The sequence below is a fragment of the Aurantibacter sp. genome (assembly GCF_039941195.1).
Lineage (GTDB): Bacteria > Bacteroidota > Bacteroidia > Flavobacteriales > Flavobacteriaceae > Aurantibacter_A.
The window spans coordinates 61,319-80,394 of record NZ_JBDVFA010000086.1; the positions used below are offsets into that span (position 1 = coordinate 61,319).

At 34.9% G+C, this 19,076-nt stretch carries 12 protein-coding genes and 1 other RNA gene; 9 read left to right on the top strand and 4 right to left on the bottom strand.

From position 1 onward, the window contains the following. Positions 1–69: 69 nt before the first annotated feature. An RNA gene (gene rnpB / locus ABJF52_RS14750) (RNase P RNA component class A) lies at positions 70–386 on the top strand. Positions 387–395: 9 nt separating this feature from the next. Here the strand turns inward: rnpB and ABJF52_RS14755 are convergent. The 4 genes from ABJF52_RS14755 to ABJF52_RS14770 are packed head-to-tail and all read right to left on the bottom strand — an operon-like array spanning position 396 to position 3,281. After that, positions 396–1,271 carry an RluA family pseudouridine synthase gene (locus ABJF52_RS14755; RefSeq protein WP_348151845.1) on the bottom strand — a complete coding sequence of 292 codons (876 nt, stop codon included), beginning with the start codon at positions 1,269–1,271 and terminating at the stop codon, positions 396–398. A gap of 6 nt (positions 1,272–1,277) precedes the next feature. Next, the gene (gene rsmD, locus ABJF52_RS14760) at positions 1,278–1,826 is read right to left on the bottom strand and encodes a 16S rRNA (guanine(966)-N(2))-methyltransferase RsmD (RefSeq protein WP_348151848.1); all 549 of its coding nucleotides are present in this window, start codon (positions 1,824–1,826) and stop codon (positions 1,278–1,280) included. Continuing rightward, a complete protein-coding gene (locus tag ABJF52_RS14765) occupies positions 1,826–2,653 on the bottom strand; it encodes a DUF3822 family protein (RefSeq protein WP_348151851.1) in 828 nt (275 codons plus the stop codon). The genes rsmD and ABJF52_RS14765 overlap by 1 nt, the downstream gene beginning before the upstream one ends. Further along, positions 2,631–3,281, bottom strand: coding sequence for a hypothetical protein (locus ABJF52_RS14770; RefSeq protein WP_348151853.1), 651 nt, complete (start codon positions 3,279–3,281; stop codon positions 2,631–2,633). Before ABJF52_RS14770 ends, ABJF52_RS14765 begins: the two co-directional genes overlap by 23 nt. A 192-nt stretch (positions 3,282–3,473) precedes the next feature. Here ABJF52_RS14770 and ABJF52_RS14775 point away from each other — a divergent pair, with 192 nt between their 5' ends. From ABJF52_RS14775 to ABJF52_RS14810, 8 genes are all read left to right on the top strand, one after another. Beyond that, entirely contained in the window at positions 3,474–4,913 is a 1,440-nt protein-coding gene (locus tag ABJF52_RS14775; RefSeq protein ID WP_348151855.1) for an AAA family ATPase, read from the top strand. Between the two features lie 85 nt (positions 4,914–4,998). Next, the gene (locus tag ABJF52_RS14780) at positions 4,999–5,565 is read left to right on the top strand and encodes a DUF4126 domain-containing protein (protein WP_348151858.1); all 567 of its coding nucleotides are present in this window, start codon (positions 4,999–5,001) and stop codon (positions 5,563–5,565) included. Positions 5,566–5,605: 40 nt separating this feature from the next. Further along, entirely contained in the window at positions 5,606–6,319 is a 714-nt protein-coding gene (kdsB, locus tag ABJF52_RS14785; RefSeq protein ID WP_348151926.1) for a 3-deoxy-manno-octulosonate cytidylyltransferase, read from the top strand. Further along, on the top strand, positions 6,310–7,011 hold the full coding sequence (locus ABJF52_RS14790) for an HAD family hydrolase (RefSeq protein WP_348151861.1): 702 nt from the start codon (positions 6,310–6,312) through the stop codon (positions 7,009–7,011). Before kdsB ends, ABJF52_RS14790 begins: the two co-directional genes overlap by 10 nt. Before the next feature lie 4 nt (positions 7,012–7,015). After that, positions 7,016–8,143, top strand: coding sequence for an iron-containing alcohol dehydrogenase family protein (locus ABJF52_RS14795; RefSeq protein ID WP_348151864.1), 1,128 nt, complete (start codon positions 7,016–7,018; stop codon positions 8,141–8,143). A 57-nt stretch (positions 8,144–8,200) separates the two neighbouring features. Then, positions 8,201–8,752, top strand: a complete 552-nt coding sequence (locus tag ABJF52_RS14800; RefSeq protein ID WP_348151866.1) for a 1-acyl-sn-glycerol-3-phosphate acyltransferase — start codon at positions 8,201–8,203, stop codon at positions 8,750–8,752. Between the two features lie 351 nt (positions 8,753–9,103). Then, complete coding sequence (locus tag ABJF52_RS14805) at positions 9,104–13,459, top strand: HYR domain-containing protein (protein WP_348151869.1); 4,356 nt, start codon at positions 9,104–9,106, stop codon at positions 13,457–13,459. Between the two features lie 243 nt (positions 13,460–13,702). Beyond that, entirely contained in the window at positions 13,703–18,940 is a 5,238-nt protein-coding gene (locus ABJF52_RS14810) for a BspA family leucine-rich repeat surface protein (RefSeq protein WP_348151872.1), read from the top strand. The last annotated feature ends 136 nt before the right edge of the window (positions 18,941–19,076 follow it).

Consider the following 19,076-nt stretch of genomic DNA (forward strand, 5'->3'; position numbering starts at 1 on the left):
CATGGTTTTTAGCGTTTCTATTTACCGATATTCCATGTTTACTTATCAACAATTGCGCTACCTTTGCTCACAGCAGGCCACCTTATCGCTATTCGCCTTGAGCGAATAGAGGAAAGTCCGGACACCATAGTGCAGTATAGCGGGTAACTCCCGTCATTGCGTCTCTGACGCAAGAGGACTAGTGCAACAGAAAGCAAGTACAGTTAGGCTGTAGTGAAACCAGGTAAACTCTATACGGTGCAACGCCATGTAAATCAGTGTTTGAGGGCTGCACGCCCAAACTGAAGGGTAGGCGGATTGAATCTTAGAGTAATTTAAGACCGAGATAAATGATAAGGACAACACCTCGGTGTTGGACAGAATCCGGCTTATGGCCTGCTTTTTTTATAAATAATTTAAAACAACTTCATAAATTTATTGGGAAGTTCTTTTTCAAAGTACATTTTTTTATTGATTTTAGGATGTGTAAACTCTAATGAAAAGGCATGGAGGTACAATCCTTTTCCTTTCAAAATTTTACCTTCAAAACCATAGTCAGCATCCCCTAAAATTGGATTTCCAATGGATGCCAAGTGTTTTCGTAGTTGATGACGCCTTCCAGTTAGTGGTACAAGTTTTACTAAGTTTAAATACTCAAAATTTTCTGATGGAAGAGAGTCTAGTACCTCATAAGTAGAAATCGCATGTTTACCGTTTATGGCTGAAGTAATGGTATCTTTCTTAATATTCATTACGCCAATCGTAATCGCATAGTACGATTTGCTTATTTCCTTATGTTCAAAAAGTCTATTTAAAGCTAAGATTGAACTAGCTGTTTTGCCAACCAGTAAAAGTCCTGAAGTAGGAAAGTCTAAACGATGTGCTGGTTTTGGGGCAACAGCATCTTTTTGGGAGCTTTTAATTAAATTCTGTGGTAAGGCATTTGAAATTGTTTTAAAAGCATTACCACTGACTAAAACCCCCGGAGGCTTATTAATTAATGCAAGAAAATCATCCTCATAAATTACTTCTAATGGTAGTGAAAAAAACCTTCTATTTTGTTTTTCTGAAGGCTGGTGTAGGGTAATCGTTTCACCACCATTTAGTAATGTACCCGTAGTGGCTAAACTAGTATTTATGTAGATATATTTTTTTTTGATTGCTTTTTTTAAAGAAGATTTGGTGGGGAGTGCTTCAAAAATACCAACACCATATTCTTGTAAACGAATTGGTTGTGCTTGTTCCTTGACAATATGTGTTTCTCTAATAGTATCTTTATTAAATGAACACATGATTAATTATTCCTCACGCTTGTTTTCAAAAAAGCTAAAAACACTACCACCATATTTACGCGAATTACTAAATTGTTCTAATTCCGAAAGTTTGGTATGTGTAGAATGCTCAATAATTAGTAGCCCATTTTCATGTAATAATTCATTTTCAAAGACTAGTTTAACTAGTTGTTCAAATTCTTCTTGGATTATTGCGTATGGTGGGTCGGCAAATATTATATCAGCCTTAATCTTAACTCTTAATAAATATTTAAAAACATCACTTTTTATAGCATCAATTGAAAAATCTAGCTCCTGTGAGGTTTTCTCAATAAATTTCACACAACGAGCATTGGCCTCAACAGCTGTAATTTGTGTTGTACCACGCGATGCAAATTCGTAGCTAATATTTCCAGTGCCTGCAAATAAATCTAATACAGAACATTCATCAAAATAATAATGATTGTTTAGTATGTTAAATAGACCTTCTTTTGCCATATCAGTTGTAGGGCGTGTGGGTATTTTTTTTGGAGCAATTAAGCGTTTACCTTTAAATTTGCCTGAGATTATTCGCATTATAGGGAGCTTAGAACTGTAAAATCAATAGTTTCAATTTCTGAATCGTCCAATTCAAAGTTAAAAGTTGATTCTGATGGATTAAAGAGTGAAACGTCCTTTACATATTGAGTACATAAATTAAATAGGTCGTCATGTTTTTCAATGGCACCAAATAATTTGAGCACTATTTTTTCGGTATCCATTTTCAATTGTTCCAGGGTAAACAGCAAATAGTACATGAAATCTTCCTTGGTTACATAATCAAAACTATTATATAGAAGTAATTTTTTGTTCTCCATTATAGTTAGTTCCATCTGTGTTTCAGTAATATGGGCAAAACAAGTGGCATTTTTGTTTCCGGAATAATTATTCATTAGTGATTCGACCATTACGGTCGCACTATGCTTATAAATGAATGAGCCAAAAAGTTCAAAAATGTAATTGTTGATATTTACAAAAGGCACGTAAACATTGCACATTTCATAGTTTTCAAGCTCGTCATATGCAACATGATCGTTGGCTAATATTTTTGAATTAAATTTTAAATAGTTAGCAAGTTCATTTTCATCAAAAAGTGATTTTGGCACAAAACTAAAGAGGTTATTTCTGTGAATTACGATTATATCTGCAAATTTCTTATTTGCAATATCATATTTCTCACAAATTGCTTTTAGTTCTTTTTGAACAGCATAGGGGGTAAGTTCTTTTTGAAAAACAATATTTTCTGAGGAAATTATGCTGTTAGCAATACTGTCCCATATGCAAAAAGAAAGTCCATTCAAGCTAACTTGAATGGACAGTTTATTAAAATCTTCTATGGTATTATTGTTTTTTCTTGGTGTCATAAATTTGAGGCCAGTTACCACTGTTACTAACTTCATTTAATGATCCAACTTTTATTTCGCTACCATTTACTTCCTCAACACTCATTTCAGAATTTTCCTTAGCAATAAGTTCGCTAGGTTGGTCGGATAGTACTACACTTTTAGCAACTTTAGCTTCAAAAACGGGAGCTTTATACCCTCCTTTGTCAATAATTGCAGCTTTCATTTCAAATTTCTCTCCATTTGCAGCTCCTGGTACATTCATCATATTTTTGTAACGGTTGTCCGCTTTAAACAATGAATCTTTAACCGCTACTGTGCCTAAAGTGTCTATAATAATAGTATCAACAGGCATATCAATTTGAAATGCTTTGTTGTATCTTAAAAAAGATGAATCTCTTTGTTGTGTTATTGTATAGTTACCAGTGTCTACGAAGCTAATTAATGCTTTGAAATCTTTAGCATATTTCTTATTCACTGTTTTATAAGCCTCTTGTGCATCGCGAATATCTTTTAAACTCGATACTACCTTAGCAAAACGTTCTTGCTTTACTTTTTTAAACTGAATAGGTCCAGTAACTGAATTGTAAATCATGTAACCGAAAAAGATACAAGCAATCCAAAGTACAATCTGTATTATAGTCTTCATTTTCTATAAGTATTATTTCATTTAGTGGTTAACACAAATCTACAATTTTTTTGCAAACCGCCTAATTTTTTAGCATCGATTTTAAACTTGTTTTATAAGTCCAAAACCTATAGTTAGTAATGCTTTGGGATATAGGGCATTGAATATCATTAGATATTGAAATACGATTGAAATCAACTTATCTTTGACTTTATGCAACCTTTAACTGAGAGCTCTTTACAAAATTTAATGATTAAAAGTTTTCCGCATGAGCCAACACCTATGCAATTGTTGGCCTTGAAAGAACTTGCTTCATTCCTAATTTTAAAGGAGCGACGATGTGTTTTTTTATTAAAAGGCTTTGCTGGGACTGGGAAAACGACCATAATTAGCACTTTAGTAAAAAGTTTGTGGGCATGTAATTTGAAATCGGTTTTAATGGCGCCAACAGGCCGAGCTGCCAAAGTAATGTCTAATTATTCTAAAACACGAGCTTTTACCATACATAGAAAGATATATGTTCCTAAAAAAGACAAAGGGGGAAGTGTAAAGTTTGTTCTTGCCCCAAATAAACATAGGAATACGGTTTTTTTAGTAGACGAAGCCTCAATGATACCGGATAGGTCTACGGATACCAAATTTGGAGATAGTGCATCTTTATTAGATGATTTAATCCGATTTGTGCATGCTGGAGTTAATTGTAAATTAATATTAATTGGGGATACAGCACAATTACCACCTGTAAAATTGGAGCTGAGTCCGGCATTGGATGCCGATTTAATTTATAGAGAATATGATTTACAAGTGCTGGGGCTTGAATTGAATGAAGTGGTTCGACAGGCTGAAAATTCGGGTATTTTAGCTAATGCAACTCAAATTAGACAACAATTACAGGATGAATTTTACGTTTCTTTCCAGTTTAATTTGGCTGGTTTTAAAGATATAACTCGTTTGGTTGATGGTTATGATATTCAAGATGCTATAGAGCAGTCTTATCATCAGAATGGGAAAGAGGAAACCGCATTTATTGTTCGTTCTAACAAAAGAGCAAACTTATATAATGGCAATATTCGGAACCAAATTTTATTTTTAGATAGTGAATTAGCTACTGGTGATTATATCATGGTAGTTAAAAATAACTATTATTGGTTGGAGCCGAATACCGAAGCTGGCTTTATTGCTAATGGCGATATTCTTGAAATACTTGAGATTTTTGCAATCAAAGAATTATATGGATTTAAATTTGCTGAAGTAAAAGTACAATTGGTTGATTACCCAAACCAAGGTGCGTTTGAAACTGTTTTAATGCTAGATACCATACACTCAATAACGCCTTCATTATCTTATGAAGATGCAAATTTATTGTATCAAGAAGTTATGAAAGACTATGCAGATGAAACTTCGAATTACAAAAAATTTTTAAAGGTAAAAAACAACAAATACTTTAATGCTTTGCAGGTAAAGTTCTCATATGCAATTACTTGTCATAAATCTCAGGGTGGCCAATGGAATACGGTATTCGTTGAACAACCCTATTTGCCTGAAGGTGTTGGTAAAGAATATTTGCGTTGGTTGTATACTGCAGTAACACGGGCTAAAAAACAGTTATATCTTATTGGTTTTCAGAACGATTTTTTTGTTGAGAATGAATAGATTAAATTCGTAGAGGTTCTATTGTTACCATTTTTTGGAATGAAGTTTGCAATCTTATAGATAGAATTTGAACACTTAATTATTTATGACACCAGAAACTATAATAAGTATTTTCCTCGGAATTGGTTTAGCTGCTTCAGTAGGTTTTAGAGTATTTTTACCATTATTCGCTTTAAGTTTAGCCGCTTATTTTAACGTTTGGGAATTGAATGATAATTGGCAGTGGGTTGGTAGTTTGGCGGCAGTTATAACTTTAGGTGTCGCTACAATGTTTGAAATATTTGCTTATTTTATTCCTTGGGTTGATAATTTATTAGACAGTTTTTCGGTTCCATTGGCGGCAATTGCTGGCACTGCTGTTATGGTTTCAACAGTTGCAAATTTAGACCCTGTGGTAACTTGGGCATTAGCAATAATTGCCGGTGGAGGTACGGCAACCGCAATAAAAGGGGCTGGTGCAGCAACAAGGCTGACTTCTAGTGCTACAACAGGCGGACTTGGTAATCCTATTGTATCTACCGTAGAAACTGGCGCAGCGGCCGCTGTGACAGTTGCCTCAATCTTTGCACCTGTGGTGGCTATTGTATTGGTAATCATTATATTGTTTATTATTTTCAGTATATACCGTAAATTGCGCCCGAAAAAGGGTTAAACTCATCCAATCTAAATATAAAGTATTGAAAATTATTGCAATGATACCTGCCCGCTATGCGGCATCGAGATTTCCTGCTAAGTTAATGCAGGATCTTTCAGGAAAACCTGTTATCCAAAGAACTTACGAAGCAGCTGTACGTACAAATTTATTTGATGATGTATTTGTAGTTACCGATAGTGAAGCTATTTTTAAGGTTATTACTGATATTGGTGGTAAAGCACTAATGAGTATAAAAGAACACGAATGTGGAAGTGATAGAATTGCCGAAGCAGTTGAGCATATGGATGTTGATATTATTGTTAATGTTCAGGGTGATGAACCTTTTACAGATCGTAAAAGTCTAGAAAGCGTACTAGAGGTTTTTAAAGATGATCCAGAACTAGAAATTGATCTTGCCTCGTTAATGGTGAAAATTACAGACGAAGAAGAAATTAATAACCCAAATACGGTAAAAGTAATCGTAGATAATAGAAATTTTGCCCTATACTTTTCACGCTCTGTTATTCCTCATCCAAGAGCAGTTTCTGACAAAACAGTTTATTATAAGCATAAAGGAATTTATGCCTTTAGAAAGAATGCATTAATGGATTTTCAGCGCTTACCAATGTTATCATTAGAGGCAACGGAAAAAATTGAGGCAATTCGTTATCTGGAATATGGTAAAAAAATTAAAATGGTTAAAACCACAGCTAGTGGAATAGAAATTGATACTCCTGAAGATTTAAAAAAGGCAAAGGCAGCATGGAAGTAGATTATAGTAAAATCAAAACCATTGGTTTTGATGCTGATGATACCTTATGGGTAAATGAAACTTACTTTCGAGAAGCAGAAGAAAAGTTTGCAGATTTACTTTCTGGTTATGAAACCAAGAATAAAGTGGATCAAGAGCTTTTTAAAATGGAGATTCAAAATTTGAATCTCTACGGTTATGGTATAAAGGGATTTATGCTATCGATGGTAGAATCGGCACTCGATTTATCAAATAATCAAATTTCGCAAGCAACGATTCACGAAATTTTGAATCTTGGTAAAAAAATGATAAATCAGGAAGTTGAACTTTTAGATGGAGTAGAAAATGTATTATCACAACTGAAAGATAAATATCGACTTATTGTATTAACAAAAGGAGATTTACTAGATCAAGAACGTAAATTAGAACGATCAAACTTGTTACATTACTTTCATCATGTAGAGGTGCTAAGTGATAAAAAAGAAACTAATTATTCAAATCTTTTAGAACATTTAGAAATAGATGTAAATGAATTTTTAATGATTGGTAATTCATTAAAATCAGATGTTTTACCACTTATTAATATTGGCGCTCAAGCCGTACATGTACCTTTTCATACTACGTGGCAACATGAAGAAGTAAATGTAAATGAAAACGATTTTAAGTATCTGAAAATAAATAATTTAACAGATATTTTGAAATATTTGAACTAAATCTATGAAGGTCAAAAATGAGATTGATGAAAACGAAAGTGTTATTGTAAATACGGTAAAGCACAGAAATTTTCCCCAAGTACCTAAAGTGATATTCGGTAAGGGTAGTTTTAATCAGTTAGATGAGATTTTACTTCCAGAAAGAAAGCATATAGATGCTCCTTTTATTTTTTTAGTTGATGATGTATTTAAAAATACCTCATTAGCTCATAAGGTGCCTTTGCGTTTCAACGATGAATTAATATTTGTTTCATCTGAAGAAGAACCGAAAACTAAGCAAGTTGATAAATTGGTAAAATCAATTCTTGACAAGTATGATAGTTTACCTTCAGGAATTGTTGGAATTGGCGGCGGCACATTGCTAGATTTAGCTAAGGCGGTTTCATTATTACTCACGAATAAAGGAAGTGCTGCAGATTACCAAGGTTGGGATTTAATTCAGAAATCATCTATTTATCATGTCGGCGTACCTACCATAAGCGGTACAGGAGCCGAAGTCTCTAGAACAACAGTTTTATTAGGGCCAGATAAAAAACTGGGAATTAATTCAGATTACACTGTTTTCAATCAAGTTATCCTCGATCCAGATTTAAGTATTGGTGTACCAAAAAATCAATGGTTCTACACTGGAATGGATTGTTATATTCATTGTATAGAATCTTTAAATGGAACCTATTTAAATGCCTTTAGTAAAAGTTATGGCGAAATGGCTCTAGAACTTTGTAAAGAAGTTTATTTAGAAGAATTGGATGCGCAAGATTCACGAGAAAAGTTGATGATGGCCTCATGGCATGGTGGTATGAGTATTGCCTATTCTCAAGTAGGGGTGGCCCATGCAATGAGCTATGGATTGTCTTATTTATTAGGAATAAAACACGGTATCGGAAATTGTTTGGTATTTCAACATTTGGAAGAATTTTACGGTGAAGGTGTAATACTCTTCAATAAAATGAAAGAAAAACATCAAATAGATTTACCAAAAGGTATTTGTAAAGATCTTACGGAAGACGATTTTGATACACTCTGTAATGTTGCTTTAAAAATGGAACCTTTATGGGAAAATGCCCTAGGAAAAAACTGGAAAGATTTAATTACCCGTGAAAAGTTGAAATCAATCTATCGAAAAATTTAGTGTCTAATTTCTTGTAGCAATACTTTAAATTAGACAGTTCTTCTTCAATTAGTACCTATGCATCAATTGGCAAAGTTTATATATTACAAGCTTATGGGGTGGAACTTGGTAGGTACTTTCCCGAAAATTGATAAATGTATCGTAATTGTTGCGCCACATACCAGTAATCTGGATTTCTTCTTGGGCTTACTAATTCGTAGGGTTTTAAACGAAGAGTTTAATTTTGTGGGTAAAAGCAGCCTTTTTAAATGGCCCTATGGATGGTACTTTAGATGGATGGGAGGCATGCCAGTAGATAGAACTAAGAATAACAATTTTGTTTTAGCTTGCGCCGATTTAATTAAAAAAGTTGATAGAATACATTTAACCTTAGCTCCGGAAGGCACTAGAAAAAAAGTAAAGCAATGGAAAACTGGGTTCTATTACATTGCTAAAGAAGCTCAAGTCCCAATTGTTTTAGTGGCTTTTGACTATGGTAAAAAACAAATAAAAATATCAGATGCTTATTATACTTCCGAAAGTATAAATAGTGATTTTGAAACTTATAAAGCTTTTTATAAAAATACTATAGGCTTGCGAAAAGATAATTTTACGATTCCTTCACTGTAATTTTTTCAAATTTTAGTTCTTAACAATGAAAAATATTTATACAAACTTGATAATTAAGTGTTTGTGAAGTAAAATTTATTATTGTGTCATAAAATTCTTTCACAACACGTGGTTCTATTTCTCACAACAATATTAACCAGATTCACAACAATAATTTAGAATTCTCTTCAGTTGGCGTTAGATTGATTTAGCATTTTTTACGCTTGCTTTTCCAATCAGGAAAAAATATATCTTTCAAATATTCTGAATGTAAATCGCTTATTTTTAACTTTTTATACTTTTTTTATACCTAGAGGGCACTATTTAATTTTTTAAAATGGATTGACAGCGTTTAACTAAAACCTAACCATAATGAAGAATTTTACTTTATCAACAGTATTCTTTTTTTTATTTACTTTTTTGATCTCAGCTCAAGAGTCTTATTTAATAATCACTGAGGTAATGAATAATCCTCTCACAGAATCTAAAGGAGAATGGGTTGAAATTTATAATAAGGGTCTTCTTCCCATTGATTTAATGGGCTATGTAATCGATGATAATTCTGGTTCGGATATTAACTCTGCAAATATTCCTGGGTTTATTTTATTACCCAATACATCGGTTGTTTTATATGATATTGATATACTTGAAGGCCAATTTGAATTGGATTGGGGAACAGTTGATGCCATTGCAGTTGACAATTGGCCAAGTTTAAATAATTCAGGAGATTCAATTGGTATATGGAGCAGTTATGCGGACTATGTTGGTGATAATGAAAATCAGCTTAACGTAATTTCTCAACTCATTTATGAATCTGGTAGTGGTTGGCCAAGTACATCTAACGGTAAATCTATTTATTTAAATGACCTTCTGGCAGATAGTACAATGGGCGTAAATTGGTCTTTGAGTAGTACCAATGTAGGTGAAGATGAAACACCTTTATTTAATAGTTATGAGAGTCTACAAGGAGATATTGGTTCACCAGGTAGTCCTAATTCGGATGATGATTCTGAGGCACCAGAAATTGTTTGCCCTGATGATGTAACAGTAACTACAGAAGAAAATAGCTGCAGTGCACTTTTTCCGATTGTTAATCCTACTGCCACTGATTTAATTACAGCTAATGAAGATATCGTTTATCATGCAGTCCGAAGTGACGGATTAGATATGCTAGATTCTTTTAATTCGGGAGTAACTACAATTACTTGGACAGCAGAAGATTTAGCAGGAAATATTTCTGAGCCTTGTGAACAAATAATTACGGTAAATGATGAAGAAGCACCAGAAATTAATTGTGCTGCAGATGTGGTAGTAACAGCTACAGAATCTATTACTATCACAATAACACTGCCTGATGTAACGGATAATTGTTCTGCTCCAGTAACTTTAACTTCAGAACGCTCAGATGATAATTCCTTAATACTAGAAGACGAATTTCCAGTGGGTAGTACAACAATTACATGGACAGCCTTAGATGCCAGTAATAATAGTAGTACTTGTACTCAAATAGTAACAATTAGTACGCCCACTTCTGATGCTAATGATATAACTGCTGTATCCCTTCTTAACCAAATAGGTGATGCAGAAATATATGCGGAAGAGAAATCAATTGAAATAACAATGCCTTATGGAACCGATTTAACCTTGTTGTCACCGGAGTTTACAATTTCAGATGGAGCATCGGTATCTCCAGAAAGTGGTAGTGTACAAGATTTCTCGGATGCGGTAACTTATAAAGTTATCGCAGCAAATGAATCTGAACAAGAATGGATAATATCCGTAATAGTTTTAGATGATATAGAATTGCCAACAATTGAATGCCCAGAAAATATTATAGTTGCTAATGATGTGGGAGAATGTGGTGCTGTAGTAGAATTTGAAGTTTCCGCGACGGATAATAGTGGGGCCGTCACGGTAACTTCAGATTATGATTCTGAATCTGTTTTTCCAATAGGTGAAACCATAGTTACTGCCACCGCAACTGATGAAGCAGGTAATGAAGCTACATGTAGTTTTACCGTAACCGTAGAAGATAATGAAGAACCAATACTGGTTTGTGCTGCTAATATTGAAGAAACTGCTAATGAGGGTGAATCTATTTCACTTATAATTGAAGCTCCAGAGTATACAGATAATTGTGGTTTACAACCTAATTTAATGGGTGTTCGAGATGATAATCTCGAAATGAGTGACCCATTCAGCATCGGTACAACAATTATAACATGGTCTATTAGTGATTTGACAGGGAATGTTGGTACTTGCTCACAGACAGTCACAGTTAATTCTGAAGTTTTAACAGATTTGTCTATTACTAGTTTCACACTAGTTAATGCAGATACGAACGAGGACCTTTATGAATTAGCCGATGGTATGCAAATCGATTATTCTAAACTACCAACGCTAAACCTAGATATTAGGGCGAATACTTCGGAGGCCGTTGAAAGTGTATTTTTAGAAATTAACTCTTCGGGTAACGTTCAAGAATTGGAGAATAGTCGCACAGAAAGTTTAATGCCTTTTGCTTTTTTTCAAGATCTTCCGATTGGGGATTACAAAGGCGCAACTTTTTTCGATGGATTTTTCACCATCTCAGCAATACCGTATAGTTTAGATAATAGAAAAGGAGAGGAAGGAATCAGTTCATCCTTAACATTCGACATTGCTGGTTATTGCCAAGAAGCAACGGATAGGTCTTATGTTGATACTTTTCCTGCCGATTGTGATGGAATAGGAGGTAGAGCAGTACTTGGTACAACACTTAAGATTAGTGATGCAGATGCACCTTTTTGGGAAATTGACCCTGAACATGGCGATTATGTTAGAAGTCATGAGCCAGGAAGCTATACGGTAACTGTAGGAGAAGAACCTGGTTGTACAACAACTATAGCCTATACGATTGAGGGTTGTCCAGCAGAAGCATTATCGGTAACAAGTTTCACACTTATTGATGCTGATAATGATGTTCCGATTTTTGATTTAACTGAAGGTCAACAAATAAATATCAATTCCCTGCCCACCACACATTTAGATATTCGTGCAAATACTACTGATGATGTTGAAAGTGTTCGTTTTTCTATTACAGGAGCTTTGGAGAATGAACGTACCGAGAGTTTATTGCCATATGCTTTATTTCAAGATTTACCAATCGGAGATTATATTGGCGCAGATTTTGTCGTTGGAATGTATACTCTGCAAGCTAAGCCTTATTCGGGTAATTCTTTAAAAGGAAATTTAGGCCAGGAATTGACACTAAATTTTGAATTGGTTGATGGAGACCCTGCATGTAGTAGTCTCATGGCTGATGTTGTAGTTGAGAATCCGACTATTTGTGGAGCTGGTGGTAATATCACTATTACTCCTTCGGGAGGAACTGCACCTTATGAAGTTGGCTGGAATTCCGTTTCTTATGTTGGTGAAACTATTACGGGACTTTCTGCAGGAACTTATTCAGCAAGTGTAACTGATGCTAATGGTTGTTCTATTCGGGTTGTAGCTGAAATTGAGGATCCTGCACTACCTGAAGTCACTTTGGATCCATTTTCAAATGTTTTTGTTTCTGATGTAGCATTTGCACTTTCCGGTGCAATGCCGACAGGTGGAATTTATAGTGGGGATGGGGTTACTGGCGGAATGTTTGATCCAGCAATAGGTGAAGGTACTTATGAGATTACATACACCTATGTTGATGAGGTAACCGAATGTAGTAATTCAGCAGTTCAAGAAATTACTGTTATGATGGAAACTGCCAATAACATTATTCAATATTGGTTGGTAAATGCAGATAACGAAATGGATTTATTTCCAATTACGGAGGGTATGCAAATTGATATTTCAACTTTACCAACTCAAAATCTTGATATAAAAGCTGAAACCGGAACAGCTACCGAAAGTGTTGGTTTTGAATTATCAGGAACGCAAAGTATTATGAGAGGCGAAAGTGTTCCTCCTTATGCCTTGTTTCAAGATTTACCCATAGGTGATTATATTGGACACAACTTTGAATTGGGAGCATATACTTTAGATGGAATCCCATATGCACAAAATAATTTAACAGGTGATGCTGGCGAAAATTTAACTATCAATTTCGAATTTATTGATACAACACCAATGTTAGCCGTAACTGGATTTACTTTAATTGATGCTGCAGATGAAAGTGAACATTTCGAGTTAATTGATGGTATGGAAATCACACTGAGTCAGATTGAATCTCTATTTCTAGATATACGTGCAAATACAACTGATGATGTAGAAAGTGTACGTTTGGAATTATCAGGGGAGCAGCGTACAGCTCGAACAGAAAGCCTTGAGCCTTATGCTTTATTTCAAGATTTACCGATAGGAGATTATAAAGGGAATAATTTTGAATTTGGTGAATACACGGTAACAGCAACACCTTATTCAGGCAATAATTTATCAGGTGAAATGGGAACACCATTAGCAATATCCTTTAGTATTGTTGAAGATATAGTAGCTGCCAGTTTAAAAATAAACCCTAATAATGTTGCAACCTTGGCGACAGCTAGTTTTAGCACACCAATAGAGATCGAGCAAATTCTAATTTTCGATATGTCTGGTAGACTTATAGAATCTTATAATCCGGATTATATTAAAAGTGGTGATGATTATATTTTGGATGTTAATTACTATCAACAAGGAACTTACATTGTAAAGGCAGTAGATAAAAGGGGCGTGCCCTATCAAAAGCAAATGGTGGTAAAACGCGAATAATTACAAATACATAATCAACCAAAAAGTGAGAGGCCCGATTTATCGGGTCTCTTTTTTTATTCCTACTGCTAAGTTTATCATTATTAAATAAATACTGATTATGACACTCGTTATTAATCGACTGAAATAGCTTTTAATCCAATTTATAAATGAAATATGAGGACTACTATAAGGATTTCGTAAATTAGAATAACAATCAACTTTTTAGCGATTTATTCACCCCATCAACTAAACTAGATCATAATGAAAAGAAAACTACTTTTTTTAGCGGCCTGCTTTTGCGGTGTTACTTTTAATCCAATTTTTGCTCAATCCGATTTTGCACTACGAATCAACACTGGTGGTTCGTCAATCACGTATGATGGTGAAACTTTTGATGCTGATGCCTATGCCAATACGGGTAACCAATTAGATCGACCGCAAACTGGTTTGCCAGAACCATATCAAACATTTAGGTATAGTCCTTCACAACAAATGAGTTACGCAATACCTGTTGTAGATGGTACGTATACCGTTAATTTATATTTTGCTGAGTTATGGTTTGGAGCTACCGGTGGTGGTTCTGGTGGTGTCGGTAGTCGTGTTTTTGATGTCACTATGGAAGGGCAACTTGCTGAAGATAATTTAGATGTTTTTGCCGTAGTTGGTGCTGATGCTATGCTGATGAAATCGCATATGGTTACCGTATCAGGTGGTGTTCTAAATATCGATTTTGATTCTCGAGATGCAGTTGGTGGTGAACGTCACCCAATAATTAATGCTATTGAAATTTTGGGTGAACCAAAACCTCAAAATGTAACTATTGAAGGTATTGAATTATATACAGCATATGTTAGTGGTGATTCAGGAGTTGTGCCAACAGGTCGATTTATAAATGACGGTGATCAAATTAGAAACTGGGAAAACAATAATTCTTTCGAAGGGGTCGGAGTTGAATTTGCAAGTGGAGTTAAAAGTGTACTCTATCAATTTACAAGTCCGGAAGGTAGCGGTTCAGCAGTGCATGATATCAGTAATAGTGGATATATTTCACCCATTTATTTCTATCAATCTAAAGTTGGTCAATACGATATTACCGCCACTCCATATTCGGAAGCTAATCAAGGTGGTGTAGTGGGTACGCCCTTTTCTATTTCTTTTGAAATAATTGATAGTTGTGAAGAGGTATCCTTTGAAGTTGTAAATGCAACAACCTGCAATACAAATGGAGGTTACGCTATTTTAAAGGATGAAGCGAATAACTACGAAACTTGGAATGATTACACAGGTTTAAGGGGAATTTGGGAGCTGGATGAAGACTTAGGTGCCTATGTGGCAAGAAACCTATCTGCGGGTACATATACGATGGATTATTATACAGACTACGGATGTACAACGAAAACTTTTATAATTGGGACAGACAATTGTGAGGAAACAAAGGACTTCTCTCTACGTATAAATGCTGGTGGTACAGAAACAACATACAACGACGAAATCTTTATAGCCGATGCTTATTCCAATATTGGCAATCAATTAGATCGTCCACAAACTGGTTTAATAGAACCTTATCAAAGTTTTCGATATAGTCCGTCGCAACAAATGAGTTATGATATTCCGTTAGTAGATGGGGAGTATACGGTTAATCTATACTTCGCTGAGTTATGGTTTGGAGCCACCGGTGGGGGTTCTGGTGGTGTCGGTAGTCGTGTTTTTGATGTGACCATGGAAGGGCAACTTGCCGAAGATAATTTAGATGTTTTTGCCGTAGTTGGTGCTGATGCTATGCTGATGAAATCGCATACGGTTAACGTATTGGGTGGAATTTTAAATATTGATTTTGATTCGCGTGATGCAGTAGGGGGCGAGCGTCACCCTATAATTAATGCTATTGAGATATTGGGAGAGGTAATTGAAGAACCAGTACAAAGACCTTTTACATTTTCAGCAAATTTAATAGACACTTATTATAACGGAGATTGGGTGAAGGTAATTTCCATTCCTGTTGATGCTCAATACCAGTATAATTATACTGTAGATTGGGGTGATGGAACTATTGATGAAAATGTAACCGAAGCATTAACCCATACATATGAAACTTACGGCCCTCATATCGTAAAAATATCAGGTGATTTTCCTAGACCAATGTTTAATTTTAGATCTAATTCTTGTGATAGTTCTACTTATGAAATTATTCAATGGGGCGATCAAAAATGGCAAAATCTAGAAAGTGCTTTTGAAAACACCACTTTAAGGCTCGTTGCAACTGATATTCCAGATTTAAGTGAATGTACAAGTATTCGAAATATGTTTAAAAATTCGGGAATGTCAGGAAGGGGTATGGCATTGATTCCGCACTGGGATATTAGTGGTTTTACAAGTTTATCAGGACTTTTTAATGGTACTGCTTTCAATGAGGATATCTCGGGTTGGGATGTTTCTCATGTTTCGGATATGTCTTTTCTATTTTCTTCCGGTACACTGGGTTGTGGAGACGGTCCACTTTCGTTAGGAGGTTCATTTAATCAAGATTTATCCTCATGGAACGTGTCTAATGTAATGAACATGGAGGGTATGTTTAGTGGGTCTTATTTTAATCAAGATATATCCTCTTGGGATGTAAGTAAGGTTACTAATATGGCTGGTATGTTCGCTGGCTCCAAGTTTAATCGAGACATATCAAATTGGGATGTTTCTCAGGTTACCACTATGGCATCTATGTTCTCAGGTTATACTTATAATGAAATTGATTCTTTTAATGGAGACTTTGATTTTAATCAGCCATTAAATGATTGGGATGTATCGAGCGTTACCGATATGAGTTACATGTTTTACAATGCCAATAACTTTAATCAATATATTGGAGATTGGGATGTTTCTAATGTGGCAAAAATGGCAAGTATATTCAGCAGAGCTTCTTCATTCAACCAAAACATTGGTACTTGGAATGTTTCTAAGCTTTCAAGCACTGCAAGAATGTTCAAAGATGCAGAAGTATTTAATCAAGATATTGGTAATTGGAATGTTTCAAATGTCACCTATATGGTTGCAATGTTCAACGGTGCTCGCGAATTTAATCAGGATATCAGTGATTGGGATGTGTCTAGCGTAAGAAATATGAATGAAATGTTTAAGGGAACAACAAATTTTAACCAAGATATAGGTGATTGGAATGTTGTGAATGTTACTGATATGGGCAGTATGTTTAGTCAAGCAGAGAGTTTTAATCAATCTTTGAATGATTGGAATGTGCAAAATGTGTCAGTTATGAACGGGTTGTTTGAAAATTCTGGCTTATCTAATAGCAATTACGATAGTACCTTAATAGGTTGGAGCCAATTACCCTCCTTGCAAAATGGCGTTACTTTAGACGCACCACAAAATCAATATTGTGAAAGCAAAGAAGCTAGGCAGAGTATTGTTGAGGCATATAATTGGATGATAAATGATAATGGTAGCCCAGAAGAATGTAGTTCTACTTCTCTGCAGCGGCCCTTTATTACTACCTGGAAAACTGATAATGATGGGTCAACATCAACCCAAATTACAATTCCAACGCATATAGATGAATCTTATAATTATACTGTGAATTGGGGTGATGGTTCTGTATCGGAAAATGCAACGGGAAATATTACGCACACTTATGAAGAGCAGGGTACTTATATAGTTTCTATAGAAGGAGATTTTCCAAGAGTGTATTTCAATGATTTTTATGGTTATGATCAAGCGCAAAAATTAATATCAGTTGATCAATGGGGCGATATTAAATGGAGCAATATGGAGGCTGCCTTTCAAGGATGTAGAAATATGGATGTTGTAGCAATAGATACTCCAGATTTAACTTTAGTAAATTCAATGGAAACCATGTTTAACGGTTGCAAAAATTTAATTGGTAACAACACCTTTGGCGAATGGGATGTTTCCAATATTACTAATATGGAAAGTATGTTCAATGGTGCTGAAAAATTTAATCAAGACATTAGTGATTGGGTCGTTTCTAGTGTAACTGATATGAATTTTATGTTTTCAGGGGCGTTTATATTTAATCAAGATATTGGAAATTGGGACGTATCAATGGTTACCGATATGCACGCCATGTTTCAGTCTGCCAATATGTTCAATCAGGAAATACAAGATTGGGATGTTTCAAAAGTAACCGATATGAAATTAATGTTTTTCTTAGCAGATACTTTTGATCAAGATATAGGAGATTGGGATGTTTCAAGTGTTATAAGTTTAGAAGATATGTTTCACTACTCTGGGCTATCTAACACTAATTACGATAAAATTTTAATGGGATGGAGTCAATTGCCTTCTCTACAAAATGAGGTTCTTTTAGATGCACCTGATAACCAGTACTGCATTTCAGAATTCGCAAGGCAACGGATTATCGACACTTACGGGTGGACAATTACTGATGGTGGTAAGGTCGAAGAATGTGTAAATTCATGCGACGAAAACTTAGAAAGTGCGTTTACTATTGAAACTACAGCTTGGTGCGATTCGGGCGGTGGAAGTATTGAATTTACCCCTGTTAGAGAAGGCTTAAGCGTAGTATGGCCAAATGGGACTGAGCTTGAGACAGAATATAGAGTGGAAAATGGAGGATTGCCTACGTATTATTCATTATATATGTCTTATGATAGTTATGATGTTGTGCTAATTGATACCGAAAATGGTTGTAGTTCTAACTACCAGTTTAATATTGACGTAGGTATCGGATGTGGAGAACCAGATGATTCTTTATATATTAATGCAGGTGGTGGTGAAGTTGTTTACAATGGAGCGACTGTTGGGGCCGATAATTATTATGATACAGGATCAGAATTAGATCGACCACAAACAGGATTGTCAGAACCATTTCAAACCTTTAGATATAGTAAAACACAAGAAATGAGTTATAATATTCCGCTTAAAGACGGACAATATTATGTTAACTTATATTTTGCTGAACTTTGGTTTGGTGCTACCGATGGTGGTGCTGGTGGTGTTGGTAAACGTGTATTTGATATCAACATGGAAAGTGCACTGGTAGAAGACAATTTAGATGTATATTCAGAGGTAGGAGCGGAAACATTATTGATAAAGTGGTATACTGTAAATGTTACCGATGGGGTATTAAATATAGATTTTGATTCCCGAGATGCAGTAGGGGGCAAACGTCACCCGATTATTAATGCGATAGAGATTTTGCCACCTTCAAGTGCATCTACAACAGCACTTAAAAATAGTGGTGCATCAGATAATCTTATAAACGATATGCGTATTTATCCGAATCAAGTTTCCGATGTTGCAACATTAAGCTTGGAAGAACCGGTTGAAATACAACAAGTATTGGTTTTTGACATGATTGGTAGATTAATACAATCTTACAATCCTAATTCAATTAAATCTAGTGGAGATTATATGTTGGATGTAAACGAACTGCAACAAGGTAATTATATTGTTAAAATGGTAGATAACCAAGGTGTTAGTTTTCAAAAACAAATGGTTGTGAAACGATAGTAAATAGGAGATTAGTAATTTATAAAAAGCGACCTGAGATTCAGGTCGCTTTTTTATTTGGCAAAGTGATAAATAATTTTAATATACTATTGTTTAGGTGTTTATGATGTTTTTAACTTTCGATGGAACAAAATTT

What these genes read in the sequence shown, in the direction of transcription:
- ABJF52_RS14755 (WP_348151845.1), bottom strand. Translation starts at nt 1,271, where the DNA reads ATGTGTTCATTTAATAAAGATACTATTAGAGAAACACATATTGTCAAG.
- rsmD (WP_348151848.1), bottom strand. Translation starts at nt 1,826, where the DNA reads ATGCGAATAATCTCAGGCAAATTTAAAGGTAAACGCTTAATTGCTCCA.
- ABJF52_RS14765 (WP_348151851.1), bottom strand. Translation starts at nt 2,653, where the DNA reads ATGACACCAAGAAAAAACAATAATACCATAGAAGATTTTAATAAACTG.
- ABJF52_RS14770 (WP_348151853.1), bottom strand. Translation starts at nt 3,281, where the DNA reads ATGAAGACTATAATACAGATTGTACTTTGGATTGCTTGTATCTTTTTC.
- ABJF52_RS14775 (WP_348151855.1), top strand. Translation starts at nt 3,474, where the DNA reads ATGCAACCTTTAACTGAGAGCTCTTTACAAAATTTAATGATTAAAAGT.
- ABJF52_RS14780 (WP_348151858.1), top strand. Translation starts at nt 4,999, where the DNA reads ATGACACCAGAAACTATAATAAGTATTTTCCTCGGAATTGGTTTAGCT.
- kdsB (WP_348151926.1), top strand. Translation starts at nt 5,606, where the DNA reads ATGATACCTGCCCGCTATGCGGCATCGAGATTTCCTGCTAAGTTAATG.
- ABJF52_RS14790 (WP_348151861.1), top strand. Translation starts at nt 6,310, where the DNA reads ATGGAAGTAGATTATAGTAAAATCAAAACCATTGGTTTTGATGCTGAT.
- ABJF52_RS14795 (WP_348151864.1), top strand. Translation starts at nt 7,016, where the DNA reads ATGAAGGTCAAAAATGAGATTGATGAAAACGAAAGTGTTATTGTAAAT.
- ABJF52_RS14800 (WP_348151866.1), top strand. Translation starts at nt 8,201, where the DNA reads ATGCATCAATTGGCAAAGTTTATATATTACAAGCTTATGGGGTGGAAC.
- ABJF52_RS14805 (WP_348151869.1), top strand. Translation starts at nt 9,104, where the DNA reads ATGAAGAATTTTACTTTATCAACAGTATTCTTTTTTTTATTTACTTTT.
- ABJF52_RS14810 (WP_348151872.1), top strand. Translation starts at nt 13,703, where the DNA reads ATGAAAAGAAAACTACTTTTTTTAGCGGCCTGCTTTTGCGGTGTTACT.